The organism is Nostoc sp. DSM 114159, from assembly GCF_053470285.1.
In genome coordinates, this window is record NZ_JBPFEH010000001.1 from 673,726 (window position 1) to 695,316 (window position 21,591).

The window sequence follows — 21,591 nt, forward strand, 5'->3', positions numbered from 1 at the left end:
CAAGTATCTGGCTAATTTTATAGCTGTAATCAAAGTTTAAAAGTATTAATTAGGCTTACCCGTAATCGTAAATGCTGCCCAATAATAAGGATGATTATAAAGAATTTTATCTGATGCCATTTTACTATTTCTATATAGTTGAGTCGCTAAATAAGTTTGAATTCTTACTTCTTCTGGATGCAGATTATTTAAGATATCTTCATACCATTTTGTCAGTTCTCCAGCAGTTAGTTCTTTCAGCCATCGTGTTGCTTCAGCTAAGGCAGTAACTGCTGATTTATTGGGCTGTAATCGTCGGTAAAACTCGATCATCACCAAGGCGCTAGCCGAAGATTCTACAGTCCAAAGAGTACTCACTACATGAGGTACGCCTTGAGTTACAAAACCACTGACTAAACTTACATATTCGCTGGTGATAGTGTAGTTGTTAGTACTTAAATTTTCACAGGCAGAGAGGGTAATAAGGTTGTAACTATCTAGATTTTGTTGGCATTCATCTAGAGTAAGTCTGTCTTCACCCGCTAATGCTAATTCTGACTTTTTCGGTTCAGCTAAATTATTAGTAACATGACCTGTAAAATGCAATATATTATAATTATCAAATAGGGCATTTTCAACAATACTTTTCGTAGCTTCTGCCCCTTGAATTCGTTGGATATTATTGAACATCTGACTAACAATTTCAGACTCCAGTTTGGCAAATTTAAGTGTGGGATAACCTGTACTTTCAGGATGTTCAACACTGAGCAGTAACTTATTTTGCCACTGCCAAATATCCTCAGTTCTGATTGATAAACCTATTTGGGCACTAGGTAGATAAGTAAAGCTGAAATTTGATTCCACATTCGGTAACTCTTCTGGTGATGGCGAAGAAAAATGGAAAAGTGTATGAATGGGCAATCTGTACAAGTCACGGTGAGGAATTAAGACCAGTTGGGTGATACCTTCGAGTTCCTGTGCAATTGTGGAAATATTCAGGATTTCATACAGTTGCAACAGCTTCTCCTCCATCTCAACTCGCCAAGAATGCTGACTTTTACTTTCTTTGTCGTGGGCTGTGCTGCGATATTCTTGGTATTGTTGATGCCAATTTTCTAGCCAAATTTCAAATTCAATTAGGCGTTGCACTGCTTCGGGTAGAGGCAATTCATTAAGACGAATAGCATCTTCTCCTAAAGGTATTACCCCAGTATCTTGCATGGGTGTAAACAGGAGAATTGGTGATGGTGCTTGGTCTTTGAGAATAAAAGTATGTAGGGCAACTGGACTAATATGCCAGTAAATAATTGCTGTTGAAGGATTGAATAGTTGTTGAATTGCGCCATAATAAGGCGAGTAAATATTATTATTCCAGCCAGAAAGCAGCCAGTTTAAACAAGCATTTTTACCTTGTTCGGCAATTTCCCAAGCTTCTACTAAATCACCCGACTCCACAGCTAAATCTACTGCCAATTGATCGAAGCCTGCAAATTTTAAAGCTAACTGTTTTTTACTTTCATCTGAGCGAGTTTCTTCACTGAGTAATTGTCGCAATAAATCTGTCCCACGTTGCAGCAATTCTTGAACTTGTGTGGTTTGTCCCAAACCCATCAACACTTTGCTGAGAGATTGCAAAACCTCTAGATGCAACTGGGGAAAATATTCTAATGTCAGGGTTAACAGCGCTTGATGGTACTCAGATGCAGCTTTGCGCCAATAATCGCGGGGATTGGTATGTTTTTTGCCTTGCTCATAGTAAGTATTAGCGATCGCAAAATGCAATCTACCCCAACCTTCTGGATGGGTATCTGTCCGCAGATGCTTTAACCCTTCTTCGTAGCTTTTTAATTTTCCTTCGTAGCCGCCCTGTTGTAAAGCAGGATTTGTCGCGATGATACTACTCGACAAATTTTGCAAAACGTCAGAATCTACTAAATGACCGATCGCAGTTCCCCGACCAATCCAAGCTTCCCAATAGTCTTGTTTAATTTGCAAAGCGTTGTCATAACAAACGATCGCTTCGGCAAATTGTTCTAAATAAAACAGTGCTACTGCTTGATTATACCAAGCTAAATGGAAATCGGGTTTAATGGCGATCGCTTGTTGATAGGAGGCGATCGCTTCTTGTCTGCGCCCTAAGTTGTCTAATGCTATACCTCGGTTGTACCAAGCTAAGTAGAAGTCGGCTTGAACTGAAAGTGCTTTGTCCCAGGAAGCGATCGCTTCTGACCACCTGCCTAAATTAAACAGCACTACACCCCGATCTATCCACACTTCGTGGTAATCTGGGTTAATTTCTATAGCTCTGTCGTAAGATATAATCGCCTCGGCAAATTGTTCGCTGACGGCTAGGGCTATGCCTCGGTAATACCAGTTTTCCTGGTCTTCTGGTTGGAGTTGTAGCGCTTGGTCATAACTAGCAATAGCTTCTGGTAGCCAACCTAATTTCAGCAGTGCCAAACCCTTGCTAGACCACGCTTCTTGATAGTCTGGCTTGATTTCTATAGCTTTGTCAAAAGAAGCGATCGCTTCTTCAAAGTATCCTAATTCTCCGAGAGTTCCACCCCGGTTGTACCAAGCTTTGTAAAAGTCTGGTTTCAGTTCTATGGCTGTTTCATAAGACGCGATCGCTTCATCAAAACGTTCTAAATGGAACAGCGTTAAGCCTCGATTAAACCAATATTCTGATAATTCGGGTTGCATTTCAATCGCTCGATCGTAAGATGCGATCGCACCTAGCAAATCGCCTGTTTTCGCTTGGCTTAGACCTTGGTAAAACCACCCTTGAGCGTGGGTAATCGGATTATCGTTATGCCGCTCAATAATACCAGGAGAATTACTGCTTTGAACTGCCAAATCTGAAGCAAGTTGCTGGACTAAATTGGTACTTTGATCCAACTTCACCCACAACTCATCTAAAGTATTAGCTACATTTGGCTCTAAATTCGTCAAAGTGTTATCCCAGGTTTCCACCGAGGGAGACGTTGCCAATTCAGTCTTTTGTCTCGTGGAAAGAAAATTTGCTGGTGTAGTAATTTGAACAACTTCTTCTTCGTCGAACCGAAGTTGGGTTAACAAGCTGATTGTATCTTCTGCTGTCGGCAGGGGGATATTTTCTGGTATTGTAGCTTGGGCGTCTTCCCTTTCAGATTCCCATACCAGTTCCTCGAAGTTTTCGGGCGATGTCTCCTCAAAAGAGACATTTTGAGGTGCTGACGTTATTGGTTCAATATCTGGCTCATCATATTCCCATAATTGCTCGCCAAAGCTACGAATTAGCTCTTGTCCGGGAGAAGTTGGGATAATTTCTTCATCGGTTGTAGCTTCGATTACATCTGGCTCATCATATTCCCATAACTGCTCGCCCAAATCGCGGATCAGTTCTTGTCCAGGAGTAGTTTCGATTACATCTGGCTCATCATACTCCCATAACTGCTCGCCCAACTCGCGGATCAGTTCTTGCCCAGGAGTGATTTCTAGATCGTCTTGTGCCTGATTGTCCTGATAATTTTCTATTTCTGTAGGTAAGTTTTGCATTAGCCGAATGCCAATGTCATAAGCAACTTCTCCAATTCTGCCAACACCAAGTTCCCCTAATTGCACCATCTGTGTTGCTAAAAGAGGATTTGGTGTAGGTGAAGCTAGTAAGCTTTCACCAAACATCACCAACCAGTCTATCCAACGTTCAGCCGGAATGCGATTTTCGATTCGTTGCAGATACCTCAATGCCCACTGTCGTCCTCGTGCTTGATGCACGCCTTCTAACAATTGGATAAACAATTGTTCCAGATCCGCATTGGTTAGTTCTGGTGGTACCCCCACCAGATTGCGTCCTCTCGCACCTTTGAGAGAACTATTCTGTTTACTTGCAATGAGGCGCTTTAAAAACCTTTTAAGCGACTGCGATATCCGCCTGAGCATCTGCCACACTCTTGGATTTTGTTTTTCTAGATTTTAGCCATCGTTGTCTTAAAAAAATCATCAATTACGTAAAAACCCATTAGATTCGGACAGCGCTTCCGTAGCAGGTTAGCAAAAAATATACAAATCTTCAAGAGCATAGCATTACAACGTAACAATTCCCAGATTTAACTCTTGAATTTGATTGTGGCAAGCAGTTAATTTTCAGTTTGCTCTGTAGTCGATTGCCCAGCAGGATATAACTGACTAATTAATGCCTGGACAAGCACTTGTGGATCGTCTGTTTCAACCGCAAGCTGTTGAGCAATCTGCTGACGTAAATTTTCATCCTCCTGTAACATTACAAACAACTGTTCTAGGGTGACAGTTTGGTATTCTCCCTCTGGGAGGTTCTCTGGTGCATCTGCTGACTCCGATACTGAGACAGTTCCCTCAGAGGGCAAAGGAGTGCTAAAAGCATCTGGTCCTTCATATTCCCAAACTGGTTCGCCTTCATTGCGTGTCAACAACTGCATCCCGATATTATAGGCAACATCTCCAATTTCTCCGACTTTTAACTCACCCAATTGCACTAACCGCGCCGCCATTTCATTATTGGGTGTCGGAGATGCGAGCAATCTGTCGCCAAAGCGCCCTAGCCACTCAACCCAGTCTTGAGTTGTGATGCGATGTTCGATATTATGCAGCCACTTCTGTGCCCATGCTTCCCCTCGTGCTTGATGTACTCCTTGCAACAGTTCGTTGAAAAGAAATTCCAGATCCGTATCGCTTAGGGGTGGCGCTGGTTCTTTTTGGACATTTCCCCTAGATTTTGAGGCAGTCTGTTTTCCACCAAACAAGCTCTGAAAAAGCTTTTTGAGCCATTGAAATAGCCGCTTGAGCATCTGCTGCACCATCGAGTTTTACTTTATCTATAAAATTGTAGCGATCGCACTGGACTATGGCGTTAGTTCAGTAAATAAAACGTATAGTCATTTGTCATTAGTCACTTGTCATTTGTCAAGAGTTATTCTCCTCTGCTTCCCTGTGTTTTTTAATAGAACAAATGTACTAAATGATATGCTATAATTCCCATACTATTGATGTTGAAATCATAGTAGAGGATCGGCTCTGGTTGCTTGCTTTCCTGAGTGCCAAAATTTACGGCATTAGTTGAGTGCAAGACCTATGCAACATCGATAAATAAAGCCAGGTACGAGAGTTTAAAATAATTGAATCCTCAACTCGACTCGGTGCTACTAATCAACATTGAAAGGCATTGAAGTCTATTTTTCCATGTCTTACGAACCCCTGCACCACAAATATCGCCCCAAAAGTTTTGCTGAACTGGTGGGCCAAGAGGCGATCGCCACCACCCTCACGAACGCGATCGGCACATCTAAAATCGCCCCCGCCTACTTATTCACTGGGCCAAGAGGTACGGGGAAAACTTCTAGTGCCCGGATTTTGGCTAAGTCCCTCAATTGTCTCAAAAGCGATCGGCCCACGGCTGAACCCTGCGGCGTGTGTGAGGTTTGTCAGGGGATCGCTAAGGGCTACACCCTAGATGTAATTGAAATCGATGCCGCTAGTAATACTGGTGTCGATAATATCCGCGAGTTGATTGAAAAAGCCCAGTTTGCTCCTGTGCAGTGTCGCTACAAGGTTTATGTAATCGACGAATGCTTAACTGGAGATTCTCTGATCTTGACTGATGAGGGACTTCACAGAATTGACGATCCCAAAATTAAAGGGAAGAAAGTACTGAGTTACAACGACTCATCTCTTAAGTGGGAATTCAAGAAAGTTGTCAGATGGTTAGAGCAAGGAGAACGGCAAACCCTGGTTATAAAGACAACTAACCGAGAAATTAGATGTACCGATAATCATTTAATTAGGACAAACCAGGGATGGCTACAAGCATTGGACGTAAAAGAAGGAGTGAAGATACTATCCCCTGTGAATGCGGATGCGGCATCCTCATTTACAAATTTGGTATCGATGGACGCACCCTCAGTCCAGAAGGAAGTCCACAAATTCAACTACATACCGAAGGATTCTCTGCCGCAGAAAACCAACTCATTGCTACTTGGCTTACAGCAATGGGATACTCAGCAACAACAAAATTTTACACCAGAAGTAGTACAGGCAAGACATACCACTATATACGGTTGGGGGCAAGCACCAGTAGAAAATGGCTGGCAGACCTTAAACAATATTCCATCCCCTCAATGGATTACAAGTTTGGAGACTGTCGAATCTGTTCACCTCGCTGGGCTCGAGCGAGTCTATGACATTGAAGTAGCAGATAATCATAACTTTGTTGCTAATGGGCTTTTGGTGCATAATTGCCATATGCTCAGTACCCAGGCATTCAATGCGCTACTCAAGACACTAGAAGAACCACCGAAACACGTGGTTTTTGTATTGGCGACAACAGACCCGCAACGGGTTTTACCAACAATTATTTCGCGCTGTCAAAGGTTTGATTTTAGACGCATTCAGTTAGAGGCGATGGTGAAGCATTTAAGCGCGATCGCCTATAAAGAAAACATTCATATTTCACTTGATGCTGTCACCCTGGTAGCCCAACTTTCTCAGGGAGGCTTGCGAGATGCCGAAAGTCTACTCGACCAATTAAGCTTGTTAGCAGGTGAAGTCACGCCAGAGCGAGTTTGGGATTTGGTGGGGACGGTAAGCGAACAGGACTTGCTAGCGCTTTTAAATGCGATCGCTCAAGATAAACCGGAAGCGGTTCTAGACTGTACCCACTACATCCTAGATCGCGGTCGAGAACCCCTAACTATTCTGCAAAATCTCGCTGCTTTTTACCGCGATTTACTGATTGCCAAAACAGCGCCCAACCGCCACGATTTAGTTGTTTGTACTCAGCAAACTTGGACAGCGCTGGTTGAGTTTGCTCAATACTTCGATATGAGCGTGATTTTGGCGGGACAGAAACACTTGCGAGAAGCTGAAGTACAAATTAAAAATACCACCCAGCCACGTTTGTGGTTGGAGGTAACATTACTAGGATTGTTACCCAGTGCGACGACGAATATTCAGCCACAAACCTCAAGTGTCGCGCCACGAGTTAATACACCTGCTGTATCTCCAAACTATCCTCCAGTCGTTGCCCAAAATCACCCAGTCTCTTCTGTACCTGTAGCTGAACCGCAAACAAATCATAATTCTGCATCTGTCAATCATCAAGCGACAGCCCAAAATCAGCCCGTCACTTCATCTCCCCCAGTTGAACGGCAAACAAATCACAATTCTGCTGCTGCTAAATCAGTTTCACCACCAACCCCAGAACCTGTATCCGTACCCGTGCCACCTGCGAACCTTGAACCAGTAACTTCAGAAGTTGTTGGCGAAGCAGAATATGACTTAACTCAGGTTTGGCAACAGGTGCGTACTAATTTTCCGATGCCTTCCAGGCAAGCTTTACTTGGACAAATGTGCCAGCTAATAGAGTTTAACGGTACTGTAGCGCGTATTGCTGTTAAAGGGGCTAAATGGTATGAAACACTTAAATCTGATCTCCCGATGATGAAAGCAGCTTTCCAGCAGACTTTTCAACGTGAAGTTCAGGTAAATCTGGAACAAGTCAGTTCTGTAACTCCTACCTCAGCCAAAAAAAATCCTCCGCCAAAAGATTCTACTCGCTCTCAGCAACCACCAACTCCCAGTTACAACCAGCAAATTTCGCCTCCAGCGTCGGCACCACGGCCAACTAATCCACCACCAGCACCGACAGCAGCAAGAAATGGCAATGGTGTAAATGGAAATAGGGCAAATGGAAACGGGGTAAATGCAAACGGGATGCAAACTTTGCCTCCACCCCCAAAACAAACACCCGCACCTGATTGGGAACCTGACGAAGTAGCGATCGCAGCTCAACGTGTAGCAGAATTTTTCAACGGACAAATCATCCGTTTTGCAGATGATTTTCCAGAATTCTCCGATTCCATAACTACACCAGAATGGGTAGAAGAAGCAGACGTGGATGATGAATAAAAAATTCGGGATTGGGCATTGGGGAGGCAGTGCGGTCTTGGGGTCTCCCCAAGTGGAGCAACTGCCGTCATTGGGCATTGGGCGGGGTGCAGAGGGGAAAACTCTCCCCTATTCGTCATTCCCCATCCCCCGCTCCATTCCCTATTCCCCATGCCCCATGCCCTATTGCCTATTCCCTATTCTCCATTCCCCGTATGCAAGGTTTTCACCCATTTCAGGCGCTTTGGTCTTACCGACATCCGAGCAGTAGTGCTGCTCATGACGACTAACCAGTGCAACATATATAAACTGCCACGCAGGGTTTGCACCAGCATCGTAAGATATGTAGAAAGTGGGAATTTTTGATCTTGACGTACCCGCTTCAGACCTGTAAACATCCCTACCATCGACATAGAAATGGACAAGCCTGTGATCGGACTTAACATTGGTGGACGATGACGAGCGATCGCCATTAATAAATCTGGGACTGCTGCTGTCGGCAAGATATACATAATCAGCATAAAAATCAGCAAATCCCAGCTTTTACGCCATCCCATCCGGTTTTTGAGAATTAAATCCCAATAATCTAAATAGCGCTGATAACCGCCTTCTGCCCAACGGTTGCGCTGATGCCAAAGTGAAACTGCATTTGTCACTCCTTCTTCTTGCACCGCTGGATGGAAAACACACTCAATATCCCATTTATCCAAATGTAAACGGATTGTCAAATCCAAATCATCGGTAATGGTTTCTTCATTCCAGCCACCGCAGCTTTCCAAGGCGGAACGCCGGACAAATTGACCATTGCCCCGCAGCTCGCCAATGCCACCAAGGGCAGTCCGCTGTTGCTGAAACCAAGTATCAAGGGCCATTTCGGCCATTTGACCCTTAGTCCAAAAGTTTGCTTTAGCGTTGGCGATCGCTTTTCGCACCTGCACCGCCCCCACGTTTTCTCTTTGAAATAAAGGTATTACCTGTTGCAGTAAGTCTGGTGTTACTTGGGCATCAGCATCAAATACTGCTATAATGTCGCCCTTTGTCAGCGGCAATACCTGATTCAACGCTCCCGATTTGCCACCAGTAGCTTCTGCTGAACGCCTTAGTACTTTTAGCTGGTCGTGTTTCTGTGCGAGTTCCGCTAATAAATGTGGCGTGCTATCACTGCTGCGATCGTCAATTATCCAAATTTCGTACTCCCCACCTGGATATTCCAGATTACAAAGATTTTTGACTAATTTAGCAATTACCGCTTCCTCATTTTTCGCAGCCACTAGCACCGAAACAGAAGGTAAATCTCCCTGTATTTCTTTTGGATAGCGACGGGATTTAGTAAACACCACCACCAAAGCATGAAATCCTAGAATGGTGGTCAGTCCTAGAATAAAAATGGAAGCCCAAGAAACTAAATGTAGAGCGATCGTGCCACTCCAGACGATAGTCAAGACTAGAGCTGCTTTGCCTCTACGACCTTGAAACCGGGATGGTAGAGACATAGAATCTGTCTCTAACACTGACTCCTCATCTACTGATAGGTCAGATAACAAGGAGTTGAGCGGATCGAGCTCTTGATAAGAATCTTCTTCGGGCCAGGAATTCGCTGGCATAGGTTAGGTTGCTTGATTCAAAAACCACTATTTGTCTACAGTTAGTAATTTTACGGACAAATATCCCTAAGCTACTTTTCCCGATATTAATCGGAATGGGCAAACTGCAATACCCGCTATCCCTAAGCCAAAAGCCGCTGGGACTACATTTGTTGTCACCGCCACTGTGCGTAATTACCTCATATTAACCGCGTTTGCTACTCTTAGACAGAAGCTTGATTCCTTTGATAGCCACTTCGGCAGGAAGCTTGTAGAGTCGGACTTTCTCTAATGAGAACTCCGGTTTGGGTAAAGTAATAGCAAGGTAGCAGCAGCTTTTTGTTGGGAAAAACTGCAATAACGGCATCCACCACTGTACAGTAGGGATTTTTAGTGTTACCGTTCCCAGATTCGATAACAGTTAATGCAGCATCATTGTAACCGAAATTTTAATATTTCTTAGTAGTAACTTCATTTATTAGGCATGGGGCATTGGTATTGGGATTAGAGAGCTGACAGGTGACAGGTGATAGGGAATAATCTGTACCCTGTAACCTGTACCCTATTCCCTTCTTCACTGACCACTATGTGCTTTAGACACATCTTTGGGGAATACTACTAACATCCACTAATATCCCCAGTTGCTAACTAACTTGAGGAATATTTAACTATGTCTATTGAGCAACTCCAGCCTGCAACTCAACAACAAGCGAGTGTTTACTTACCTTATGTTCAGGGTGCTAGGCGCAATTTCTTACCCTATGCCATCAGTCTTTATCAAAAAGGGGTCTTGGAGGGACATCGGAAAATTGAAGCCAGCGAACATGTCCCCTTTGTCGCCTCTTGGAATGTTGCTACTTTACCCTCAGACTTAACCCGTTGCCGAATTCAGTTTGATGGCAATGCTGACCTGAGTTATGAACTGATGATGGCTAGTTTCGAGTTTATTAATTTTTTAATTGAACTTATGGATAACTATAAACGTTATCGTATAACCGATTTTTCGCAACCGTTTTATCGCAAGCTACTGCGTATAGATGAATGATTAAACTCAGCCGGATTTGCAAAAGTCCGGCTTATTTTAAATTGATAGATAAATAAGTTAGTAATAAGGATTAAAGTCCTTATTGTCTGAGATTATTTGCTCACAAGGCACTGATTTTTACAATTCAGCTTCAGCCTTGTGAGCTTTTTTACAACAGGCTTTTAGTTTTAAAACGTCTTCCTAAGTCCGCTGTCTTTTCTTCTTTTCAGAACGATACCAAAACTAGCTACCATCAGAGTTCCGAGAAGGCTAGCGGGTTCTGGAATAGAAGTTTCATTTATAGGTACTATGATTCTTAAATTTGCCAAACTAGCGTTAGTTATGGTCAAAGATGTTACACCTGGTAAACCTGGGATATCAGACTTGAAATCAAAGACCGTGGGAGTTAAATTCCCATTGGGATTACTATATCGCTCCCCATATCCACTCACTTCAAAAGTACCTTGATACTTCTTTCCGGTGTTTGGGTCGGTGACAGTACCAGTGTAGAAAGCTTTTGTAAGATTAAATTCATCTTGAACTACTCCTTGAAATGTGGTTCCTGGCAATTGTCCCTGGTAAAGAAAGGTAGTCAATTGACCACCAGAAAGAACAGGTGATGTCAAAACACCATCAAACGAGACAATTGGAATACCTTTAAAGTCAACAAAATGATGCAGACTTCCATCGGAGCGTGTTTCTACCTGTAAATAGTTTGATTGATATACAGGAACATAATTAGGATTATTATTAGTACCTAAGTTCCGGTAATAAGTTCCAGTATCATCCGTATCAATACGAGTAATACTGTTATTGAAATTGGGATTATTCCTGGGCAGTTCGATAGTTCCTGATAATGTACCAGTGCTTTCAATTGTGATGAATTGAGCAGCAATTGCACTTGCCCCACTCATAGCGATCGCTACTGCTGCAAGACAACTACTGCTAACAGCTGCAAGACCTAACTTAATTCCTAATGAACTCACTTTCATTAACAAGTTGTTCCTTTATTTGTCGATAGTAAACACACCTAATATGCTGAGATTAATTGCAAGTTTATCTCATGCATGATTTATTATTCCCAAGCTAGTAATGGAAATTTCATCGACAAAAAAAGTCTTATCAGTTGCTATTTTTAGTAAAACAGAATAAAGGCGTCAGAAGTCAGAATTCAGAATGAATTTTGTGCGACTACTGGATGAATTCAGGGGTTTAACACCTCTACTCAATCTGCATATTTAGTGTTAAACAAAACAGCGGCGGGTCTGAATCCCCCACTGATAGCGAAGCGTTAGCGAGTCATCGAGCGTCTTCATTCTGACCGGAGGCAGAGCGTCTCCGGCTCCGCTCCTGAATTCCGAATAGCTGAATTCTTTTTTATATCGCAAAAAATCAGTGATATTGGAGTGTTTTGACGAGCAAAATTTTGCCCCTCAATTTGCAGGTAGCTTTCAAAGTAGCAGTAATTAACTAATTAAGTTAGTTCATCTAAACTATAAAGGACTGATAACTGTTGATTTTCTTATTTCAATTGTTCAACATGAGTATTATTGAAATGCTCACTTTTTTTGAGATATTGTTGGAAATATAACCGATATAATTCACACGCAGGAGTACTGCGATCGCCTTCTAAATTAATTAGCCCTATACTTTGTAATTTATATGCCAAGCTTGGCTCTAATTTCACATAATTTGTAGTATTAATCACTTCATAAAAAGCATCTCCTAATTCTGGTTCATCTTGAAGTGCTAATACATATTGCCTTAGACACTGGTTATAGATTCCGGCTTCTGTAGGTGCTTGTTGCAATAACTGCCCTAAATCTCCTTTTAATCCACCTTTACCTACAAGATGATACAATGCCAATCGCACCAAATAAGGATTTCCTCCCACCATTGCCATTAAACTATCGGCATCTTTACCATCTGTCCAATCCAAGCCGTGACGTTGTGCTAAATCCTGCACTTGCTCTTTCGTAAAGGGAGGTAAATTAATTGTCAAACCAATATTAAATGGTGGTTGAGTGAGTTTTATGGGAACAAGAATTTCTGTTGAATAAACCAGAACCAGACGCAGTTTTTGCCAAATTTCTACCCTTTTGGCTTGTTCATGCCACGATCGCACTAATGGTAGCAACTCTCCAGCAATTTCCTGATACTCAAATAGCCAATCCACCTCATTTAATACTAAAACCAGGGGACTTGAGAGCGCAGGCAGTAAATATTTTTGGAAATAGATAGAGCAGCTGACTTTGCTACCCATATCTTCATCCCAATAATCATTGAGTTTTGGTTCTAGCTGTAACTCCCGACTAACATTGACACAGAACCAACGCAAAAATTTATCCAAATTGGCAAATACTGCTTTGTCTGCTTGCTGAAAGTCCAAAGTTACGGTACGAAAGCCTTGCTTGTTAGCGCGTGCAAGCAATCGCAAAACCAGAGAGCTTTTCCCCATCTTTTTGGGTGCTTTGATGCAAATTACACTCCCAGGTTCAGCCATTTCTGCGTAAGCGAGTTCTTCAATTGGCAAACGAGGAATGTAAAATCTGGAATTAAGAGATACTGGACCACTAGGAAATTCTAAGGATATCGCTGTGGCGGCTCGGTTGAATTCCTTAATTAACTGCTGATGTGCTTCGCTAAAAGGGTGATTTTCTAGAGTCTGGCGAAAGTTGGATTTATCTATTGGTTCTTTGTAAAAATTACTCAGTACTTGCCATAAATGAGCGGCAATTTTCTTAACACGTTCCTCGCCGTAGTGCGCTTCAATAGCTATATTGGCGTAGGTTTCTCCTTCCCACGAAGAACGTAATATCAATTCTTGGAGCGTCGTTAAACCGGTTGCTTGACTGGCTTTTAGTAGCAATACTAGTTCATCTATAGTCATTACTCATTGAGTCTAATTCAGCACGATCTTTTCTCACACCATTAAGCTTTAGAAGTCAATGTCGCCTGCCTTGTATGCATAGCAGCCAGACCTGACTCAAAAAGCTACAAAAAAGCCTTGACAATTTTTTGCATCTTGAAATTATTTAGCGTGATTCAATCATAGAATTTTTTTTACAACTTTTTCGGGATTTTTAGGTAATTATATGTGACTTGAACTACTTTTTTTAGACATATCTTAGAATGTAGATGCACAACAATGTAGCGATTTTTTCTAAAATATTGCTATTGCGATCGCAACAGAGGTTACATTCTTCTAAATTCCATTTCAATTGATGATATCGGCTGATATATCCCTGACCTAAGTTACAGCCTAATAAACCAACTAGGCGATTTGTCCATAACTGAATCGTCAGGGTGCTAAAACAGCGTAGAGAGAAAGCTACAGAATATCTTCCTCATCGTACCAGCAGCTATGCATATCCAAGAACCCGCTACTCATGAATCAGAAGCTCTACTTTCAGTACAAGATTCTCAGAGTTTCCCAGAAACCAAAGACTTATCTCTAGAAAATTTAGATCCTTGCCAATGCTCACAAGCCGCCTTACAAATGGCATTAATCGCTAATGGCTTGGGGTTGTGGGATTGGAATCTGGTAACTGACAAAACCTATTACGATTCCCAATGGAAAAGCATCCTGGGATATAAAGTAGACGAAATCGACAACGATTATAAATCCTTTGAACAACTGGTACATCCACAAGATTTACCAAGAATTCGCCAGGTATTGCACGATTATCTGCAAGGATGCATACCTGTGTTTGAAGTCGAATTGCGAATGTTGACTAAATCCGGGGAGTGGAAGTGGATTTTGACTTGTGGCAAAGTATTTCAGTGGGATAAATTCGGTAAACCAGTGCGGATGGTGGGAACGCACAAGGATATTAATCAAGATAAAGCTATCGCTACTCAACAATACCAACTATTTGAACAACTCCAAAGAGAAATTGCTCAACACCAGTCTACCGAAGACCAAGTTAAGGAAAAATCACAGCAGCTAGAAACTACTCTTGATGAACTCAAATATACCCAAAAGCAGTTATTGCAGAACCAGAAAATGGCTAATCTCGGTCAACTGGTGGCGGATATGGCTAACGAAATTAACAACCCCGTTAGCTTTATCTCCGGCAATCTCCATCCTGCTAGTAAATACGCTGAAGATTTAATCAGAATTATTGAACTTTACCAATATTACTATCCCACGCCTACTCCAGTTATTGCCTTACATTTGCAACACCTTGACCTTGGTTTCGTGAAGACAGAATTTTTCAAATTACTGTGGTCAATGCGAGCCTGTTCTGAGCGCGTGAAAGATATTGTTTTCGCCTTGCAAAATTTTTCTACCTCTGACGAAGGTCAAATGCAAAAGGTTGACATACATCAAGGATTTGATAGTGTTCTCAGGATTTTACAACATCGTCTCAAAGAAAAACCTGATAGAGCAGAAATTAAAGTAATTAAAACCTTTGGGAAATTACCCTTAATTGAGTGTTACCCTGGTGAACTAAATCAGGTATTCATGAACATCTTGACTAATGCAATTGATGCTTTAGAAGAGAAGATGAAGCACCATTATTCTTTTACTCCAAAAATTTTGATTCATACAGAAGTTGTTAGCAGTCATTTATCATTGGTCAACAATAATGAACCTTGGGTAAAGGACAAACTACTAGGTAAAAAACACAAAGTTATAATTCGCATTTTTGACAATGGCAAAGGTATGCTTCCCCATATCCAAAGACATATATTTGAACCGTTTTTTACAACCAAGCCAGTAGACAAAAGTCAAGGACTAGGGTTATCAATTAGTCGCCAAATTATCGTTGAAAAACATCAAGGTAAACTTAAGTGTAATTCTCAATTAGATCGAGGGACAGAGTTGGTGATTGAGATGAATACAACAGCAAGACACTATGCCGCGATTAGAAAACACGCCAACTTTTAGGTAATGAACGAATGGCACTAAGTTAAGATACAGCCCTTGCCCCAACCCAACTGGTTCCCAGCCTGGAGGCTGGAAAACCATTCTTGGAGGCTGAAGTATTTTCTGGGAAGTTAAATACCCAAAGTGTTCGGAGTACCAGTATTAGGATCAATTCTCCACATTTGTGTACCATTTATACCGTCATCAGCAATAAAGTTAAGAGTGTTATCTATCACTGTCAGATTATGAGGATTGGAAGAGCCAATCCCAGGATTAATGTCTTTTACCTGTTGCGGATAGCTATTAGCAACAATTCTCCACAACTCTGTCCCACTGTAACCATCATTGGCAGTAAAGTAGAGGCTATTACCCACAACTGTGAAATTATTGGGATTAGAAGCACCATTCTGGTAATTAATGTTGAGGTTGATGGGGTTGCCAGTCGTGGAGTTCATCATCCACAGTTCAGTGCCATTCATCTCTTCCGATGCAGTGAAGTAAAGGCTATCTCCTAGAGTTGTGAAGTTGCTGGTATTGGACAGACCACCAGGAACACTTAAGGGCTGTGGATAGCCATTTTGGTTTATTTTCCACAACTGGCTGACATTGTAATTATCTGTGGCGACAAAGTAGAGAATGTTATTTACGACTGTGAAGTTGCGGGGATTGGAGGAGGCACTACCGGGATTAATGTCTTGTACCTGTTGTGGATAGCCATTGGCATCAATTTTCCACAGTTCTGTGCCATTGTAACCATTGTTGGCGGTAAAGTAGAGGCTATTACCTAGAACAGTGAAATTGCTGGGATTTGATGAGGCACTACCGGGATTAATGTTGAGGTTGATCGGATTGCCATTGTTAGGGTCAATCGTCCACAGTTCAGTGCCATTCATCCCCTCCGATGCAGTGAAGTAGAGCCGATTGTTTAGTACTGTGATGTTGCTGTTATTGGGCAGACCACCAGGAACACTTAAGGGCTGTGGATAGCCATTTTGGTCTATTTTCCACAACTGGCTGACATTGTAATTATCTGTGGCGACAAAGTAGAGAATGTTATTTACGACTGTGAAGTTGCGGGGATTGGAGGAGGCACTACCGGGATTAATGTCTTGTACCTGTTGTGGATAGCCATTGGCATCAATTTTCCACAGTTCTGTGCCATTGTAACCATTGTTGGCGGTAAAGTAGAGGCTATTACCTAGAACAGTGAAATTGCTGGGATTTGAGGAGGCACTACCGGGATTAATGTCTGCGACTAGTACCGGATTGCCAGTGTTGGCATCAATTCTCCACAGTTCTGTGCCATTGATATTGTCGTAGGTGGTAAAATAACTGGTATTGCCCACCACTATAGGGTTAGACTGTTCAAACACTGTAGGATAACTTTCCATTACAGATGGAAGAAATGCTGGACAAAATTCTACTGCTCCTAAATTTTTGTCTAGTTCCCAGTTTCCATTAAGTGCTGCATTTCCAATTGGTGTTGTAGATGCAGCGATCGCTGCACCTGTAAAGTAGTGAAGTTTTGTAAGGAATTCCTCTCCTGCATCACCCATGGCCACATTACAGCCGTAAAGAAACAGGGATGGGGTGAACCAAGCCTTCAGGTGTTCGGAGTAGCGATCCAGAGTGCTAAGACTCAGCTTTGTGTTTCCCAGATAAAGAGTTCCTGGGGCACCGTGAGAAACAATGTGAACGCTAGTGAAGCGAACTTGTCCTTGTAAAGCTGCGGTGATTTGCTCAACACCATCCTGCTGGGAAGTGAGGACAATTACTTCTGCTTGTGGTATTACACCTTTAATTAGGTGTTGGGAATTTTCTATAGCAGAATCAATGAAGACAATAATTTGGTTAGAATCGACACGCAATTGTTGATTATCCATTTCAGTTTTTATGCTCGATATTGGTGTACTAAAGACAGTTCATAAAATGAATTTTTCGACTGTGAGGCGGCAGCATAATGCGATTCAGAATAGACTACATAGCAGCTTTATTCATTTTTCAAAGATGCTTGTAATCCTTACTCAAATTATGATAATAGTCATATTTTGTAAGTAAGATGATCATAAGAAGACTAAAACAGGAACTCTAACAAGGCATATTTCAAGAAGATTTTGGCGATAAGAGTTTTATATAGCCTGACTTGTTATACTTTGATCCCATTTTTGTTAGTTTAGTAGTCTTAAGTCATCTGGATGATTACTGAAATATTGTTTAAAGGAATTATAAAAAGTCTGAAGGCAGTTAGTAGGAGAAATTCTGATGAGGCACAACCGAGCAATGTCACACTTACTTCAAAAGCTTATAAATCAACCTAATTTTTTTTATCTACTCAGCTTTGTATTTTTTTATACTATTAAATTTAATTGCTCTGTGCTTTTACTTATAAAACGGACAGAATTGAGAACTATAACTTTAACGTGAGTTCGACGGCTCTAAAAACCCCTCACCAAACCTCTCCCAGACAGCCTCTCTTTCCTAAAAGGCGAAGGAGAGTAACGAGTAAGGAGGGTTTTTGCTCCCCTCTCCTTGTAGGAGAGGGGCTGGGGGAGAAGTCAAAATAGCACTCGTCGAACTCACGTTAACCGAACGGTATTGGGCGCGGTGTAGTCCGCCACGTGCTTGTGAAACTTGCATAAGTCCTGATTAAGCAAATTGCTGCAACCCATTAAGAGGTAGATCGAGAATCACTGCTGAATTTGGAGAATAACCAATATCGAGAGAAACACTAGCTTTTACCGTCTGAGAACCACCAATTATAGGAGTTGTAGAAACCCTATCTGCTGTTAGATTAGACACGAAGGGAGATGGTCTAGGATTGTCATTTGAGTTGATATCAATGTCAATAATCTGTCCGGGGGTTAACTGCAAGGTACTAAAAACAGCCTGAGCCTGAGCTTTAGCATCTTTAACAGCTTCGCTGAGAACTTGCAGGCGTGCCTGCTGCAATACTTCATCTGAGGCAGTGAAGCTGATATTCTGTATGACATTTGCGCCTGCTTGAATAGCTTTGTCAATTGCTGCCCCAGATTGATTTGTTGGTAACTCAAACTCAAATGTGTTCAGGCCTTCAAAGCCTGTTAGAGTTTGAGTACTATTTTCATAACTATAGACAGGATTTAGTTGAATAGATGTAGTTTGAAGTTCTTGCGCCCCAAGCTTTTGCAGTACATCAACTACCGCTGTTGAACGTTGAGCAACAAGTTGTTGAACTTCGGTTGCAGTCTTTCCTTGTACTTTAATCCCCAATTCTACATCAGTTAAAGTGGTAGCAACATTGACCTCTCCTTGACCAGTAACTTCCAATATCTGAGGAGTTTTTGGAGTAGTGCTACCAATTAAGGGATCGGCGATCGCAACACCCAAATTTCTCACATCGATGAGATTATCTGTGTTAGCCATCTTATTCTCCTTGCTTAAATGATGTTTGATACCTGTTGATGTTTTAATCTTAAATGATGTCTAAAAAGTAAACCGCGTTTATCACCAATAGACCTCTTGCAAAAGTGCTTTTTGCACTCTTGGGGGAAAAGGTTAAAGGGGAAGGGGACTTTTGCAGAACCTTTTCCCCTTTCCCCTGCCCCTTTTCCCGACTTATGCAAGAAGTCTAATACATACTGGATAAAAAACGCTCTCGCATTCGCCAGCCAAAATGCGATCGTTTGACAACTCTAGGGTCGTCAGAAAACCCCATTCCACCAAAAAAGAGCAATCCTGTACTGCTGCGCTGCTGATTTAGGTATTGGATTGACATCGGTCTACTGGTAATCAAACAGCAGATGGTAGACCATTAATCCCAAAATACTGAATCTAAATGATGGGAAAATAAAAGTGAGTAATACTCACCCAAACTTGCTGGGCTATTTACCTAAGACAGATAAACAACAAATTTTATCAGTCAAAATTTATGACTTCCAACGTTCCCTCTCCAACTCGAAAGCGACCCACTCAAGCAATAGGAGCCAAAATTTTCCACTGGTGTAACATCATTAGTCTATTTATCATGCTCACCAGTGGACTACAAATTTACAACGCTAACCCTGTTTTTGGTGGACGCGCAGGTTTGCACATTCCTTTGATATTTACTTTAGGAGGTTGGCTTGCAGGAGGTAGACACTGGCATTTTGCAGCAATGTGGCTATTCTCGCTGAACCTGTTGTGGTATGGAATTTACATTTTAATTACCCGACGCTGGCGACATCGCTTTGTCAGTGCTAATGACTTGAAAGCATTACAAAAAACTCAAAATTCCCAACGCCTAATTTATGCTTGGCATCGAATTGCTTATACAGCAATTATTCCTATTTTGCTGCTGGCATTATTTACAGGGATAGGAATGTATAAACCTGCTCAATTTTCCTGGATTGTGGATTGTTTTGGCGATTGGCAAGCATTGCGAATTGTTCACTTTGCCTCAGTGCCGATGGTTATCTTATTTGCAATAATTCACTATCAATTAGGACGTAAGGCGGGTGGAACCGAATTAACAGAATCAATGTTTTACTAACTAAACTATGACCAATGACTAATGACCAATACTTCTCTACGAGAGGCTGCGCCAACGGCTTCGCTCAGTACAAGTGACAAATGACCAATGACCAATGACAAATAACAAATGACCAATGACCAATACTTCTCTACGAGAGGCTGCGCCAATGACTATGCGGTAGTTGAGCGCAGTCGAAACTCAGTACAAGTGACCAATGACAAATAACAAATGACTCTTTAAAAAAAATGAACTTTTTTGATAAATTGAATAGAAATATCTTACAAAATCAAAGCTTGTTATTTGTAGGACTCGATCCAAATCCAGAGATGATGCCTGGGCGTTATGAATCTGAAGAACTGATTGCTGGTTTGGAAAAGTGGTTACAATTCATTATTGCGGAAACTTCTGATTTCGTTTGTGCTTATAAACCGACACTTGGCTTTTACGAAGCATTAGGTATTCCTGGTTTAGAACTACTGTACAAAACTTTAGCAGCTATTCCAGCCCATATCCCAGTGATTTTAGATGCCAAACACAGTGACTTAAATACTAGTAGCATCTTTGCCCAGACTGTGTTTACCAAATGGCAAGTGGACGCAATCACTCTCAGTCCCTATACAGGACAAGATCACGTAGCACCTTTTTTAGTCTATCCTGATAAAGCGGTGTTTATTTTATGCTGTACTTCTAATCCAGGTGCAGAAGCTTTACAGCAATATCCGACAAACGAATCACCCCTTTATTTACAGGTAGTAAAAGAATCAAAAACCTGGGGAACTCCAGAACAATTGGGTTTGGAAGTGGGAACTACAAATCCTGAAGTTTTAGCACTTATTCGAGCAGTTGCACCCGAACGAATTATTATGGCGCGTAGCATCTGGGCGGAGGCTCAAAACCTGAAACAAATTTTAGAAGCTGGCTTGAATAGTAATGGTGATGGTTTACTGATTCCTGTTCCTCAAGATATGTTGGTAAATATCGAATTATCAAAAGAAGTCCAGTCACTACGTGCAGAAATCAATCAAATCAAAACTGAAATTATTTACGAAAATTCTACTTGTTCTGTGTGGTTTCCTGATGTTTGTTTTCTAAATCAGCACCCACACCAAGATTTGATTTTACAACTTTATGATATTGACTGCATTATGTTTGGCAGCTTTGTCCAAGCATCAGGAGCGATATTTCCTTATTACATCGACTTACGCAAAATTATTTCCAATCCCCAAGTTTTTAATCAAGTTCTCACAGCTTATGAGAATATTTTGAAGAATCTGGATTTTGATAGATTAGCAGGTATTCCCTATGGTTCATTACCTACTGCGACTGGTTTAGCTTTGCGCCTTCATTGTCCGATGATTTTCCCGCGTAAAGAGGTGAAAGCACACGGAACTCGGAGAGTAATTGAGGGTAACTTTCATGCTGGTGAAACAGTTGTAGTGGTTGACGATATTCTCATTAGCGGCAAAAGTGTCATGGAAGGGGCAGGAAAGTTGGAATCAGCTGGATTAAATGTTAATGATATTGTGGTATTTATCGATCACGAACAAGGAGTGAAAGATAGGTTACAGCAAAATGGTTATCGTAGCCATGCGGTTTTAACTATTTCGGAAATTACTAATACTCTCTATCAAGCAGGGCGAATAAATGAGGAACAATTTTTAGCTTTCGCTGAAAGTTAATCATTTCAATCATGGGAAGTGGAGAATCTGGAAATATTTTTCTTGTCTACTTCCTGTTGAGCAGA

At 41.6% G+C, this 21,591-nt stretch carries 13 protein-coding genes; 5 read left to right on the forward strand and 8 right to left on the reverse strand.

The genetic code is table 11. The annotated features are described in order from the left end of the window. Positions 1–45: 45 nt before the first annotated feature. Entirely contained in the window at positions 46–3,900 is a 3,855-nt protein-coding gene (locus tag ACR5KR_RS02700; RefSeq protein ID WP_448265350.1) for a CHAT domain-containing protein, read from the reverse strand. Between the two features lie 197 nt (positions 3,901–4,097). Then, on the reverse strand, positions 4,098–4,784 hold the full coding sequence (locus ACR5KR_RS02705; RefSeq protein ID WP_448270069.1) for a hypothetical protein: 687 nt from the start codon (positions 4,782–4,784) through the stop codon (positions 4,098–4,100). Positions 4,785–5,175: 391 nt separating this feature from the next. Between ACR5KR_RS02705 and dnaX the strand changes: the two genes are divergently transcribed. Next, the gene (gene dnaX / locus ACR5KR_RS02710; RefSeq protein ID WP_448265351.1) at positions 5,176–7,899 is read left to right on the forward strand and encodes a DNA polymerase III subunit gamma/tau; all 2,724 of its coding nucleotides are present in this window, start codon (positions 5,176–5,178) and stop codon (positions 7,897–7,899) included. A 176-nt stretch (positions 7,900–8,075) separates the two neighbouring features. On the opposite strand, the gene ACR5KR_RS02715 is transcribed toward dnaX, so the two are convergent. Beyond that, positions 8,076–9,482 (reverse strand): glycosyltransferase, encoded by a 1,407-nt coding sequence (locus ACR5KR_RS02715; protein WP_448265352.1) that lies wholly within the window; start codon positions 9,480–9,482, stop codon positions 8,076–8,078. Positions 9,483–10,131: 649 nt separating this feature from the next. On the opposite strand from ACR5KR_RS02715, the gene ebsA reads away from it, so the two are divergent. Next, positions 10,132–10,506: a type IV pilus biogenesis protein EbsA gene (gene ebsA / locus ACR5KR_RS02720; protein ID WP_322688958.1), complete on the forward strand. Its 375-nt coding sequence runs from the start codon at positions 10,132–10,134 to the stop codon at positions 10,504–10,506. Between the two features lie 167 nt (positions 10,507–10,673). Here ebsA and ACR5KR_RS02725 read toward each other — a convergent pair whose 3' ends face one another. Continuing rightward, complete coding sequence (locus ACR5KR_RS02725) at positions 10,674–11,477, reverse strand: PEP-CTERM sorting domain-containing protein (RefSeq protein ID WP_448265353.1); 804 nt, start codon at positions 11,475–11,477, stop codon at positions 10,674–10,676. A gap of 530 nt (positions 11,478–12,007) precedes the next feature. Next, the gene (locus tag ACR5KR_RS02730) at positions 12,008–13,375 is read right to left on the reverse strand and encodes an AAA-like domain-containing protein (RefSeq protein ID WP_448265354.1); all 1,368 of its coding nucleotides are present in this window, start codon (positions 13,373–13,375) and stop codon (positions 12,008–12,010) included. Positions 13,376–13,849: 474 nt separating this feature from the next. On the opposite strand from ACR5KR_RS02730, the gene ACR5KR_RS02735 reads away from it, so the two are divergent. Then, a complete protein-coding gene (locus ACR5KR_RS02735) occupies positions 13,850–15,379 on the forward strand; it encodes a PAS domain-containing protein (RefSeq protein ID WP_445627875.1) in 1,530 nt (509 codons plus the stop codon). A gap of 110 nt (positions 15,380–15,489) precedes the next feature. Here ACR5KR_RS02735 and ACR5KR_RS02740 read toward each other — a convergent pair whose 3' ends face one another. The 3 genes from ACR5KR_RS02740 to ACR5KR_RS02750 all read right to left on the reverse strand — a co-directional run bounded on the left by ACR5KR_RS02740 (position 15,490) and on the right by ACR5KR_RS02750 (position 19,112). Next, positions 15,490–17,241, reverse strand: coding sequence for a DUF4347 domain-containing protein (locus tag ACR5KR_RS02740; RefSeq protein ID WP_445627874.1), 1,752 nt, complete (start codon positions 17,239–17,241; stop codon positions 15,490–15,492). 763 nt (positions 17,242–18,004) lie between these two features. Next, the gene (locus ACR5KR_RS02745) at positions 18,005–18,760 is read right to left on the reverse strand and encodes an SIMPL domain-containing protein (protein ID WP_448265355.1); all 756 of its coding nucleotides are present in this window, start codon (positions 18,758–18,760) and stop codon (positions 18,005–18,007) included. A gap of 205 nt (positions 18,761–18,965) precedes the next feature. Further along, positions 18,966–19,112 carry a hypothetical protein gene (locus ACR5KR_RS02750; RefSeq protein WP_445627872.1) on the reverse strand — a complete coding sequence of 49 codons (147 nt, stop codon included), beginning with the start codon at positions 19,110–19,112 and terminating at the stop codon, positions 18,966–18,968. Positions 19,113–19,265: 153 nt separating this feature from the next. Between ACR5KR_RS02750 and ACR5KR_RS02755 the strand changes: the two genes are divergently transcribed. Together ACR5KR_RS02755 and ACR5KR_RS02760 are read left to right on the forward strand one after the other, a co-directional pair. Then, positions 19,266–19,865 carry a cytochrome b/b6 domain-containing protein gene (locus ACR5KR_RS02755; RefSeq protein WP_445627871.1) on the forward strand — a complete coding sequence of 200 codons (600 nt, stop codon included), beginning with the start codon at positions 19,266–19,268 and terminating at the stop codon, positions 19,863–19,865. 227 nt (positions 19,866–20,092) lie between these two features. After that, positions 20,093–21,526: a bifunctional orotidine-5'-phosphate decarboxylase/orotate phosphoribosyltransferase gene (locus ACR5KR_RS02760; protein WP_445627870.1), complete on the forward strand. Its 1,434-nt coding sequence runs from the start codon at positions 20,093–20,095 to the stop codon at positions 21,524–21,526. Positions 21,527–21,591: the final 65 nt, after the last annotated feature.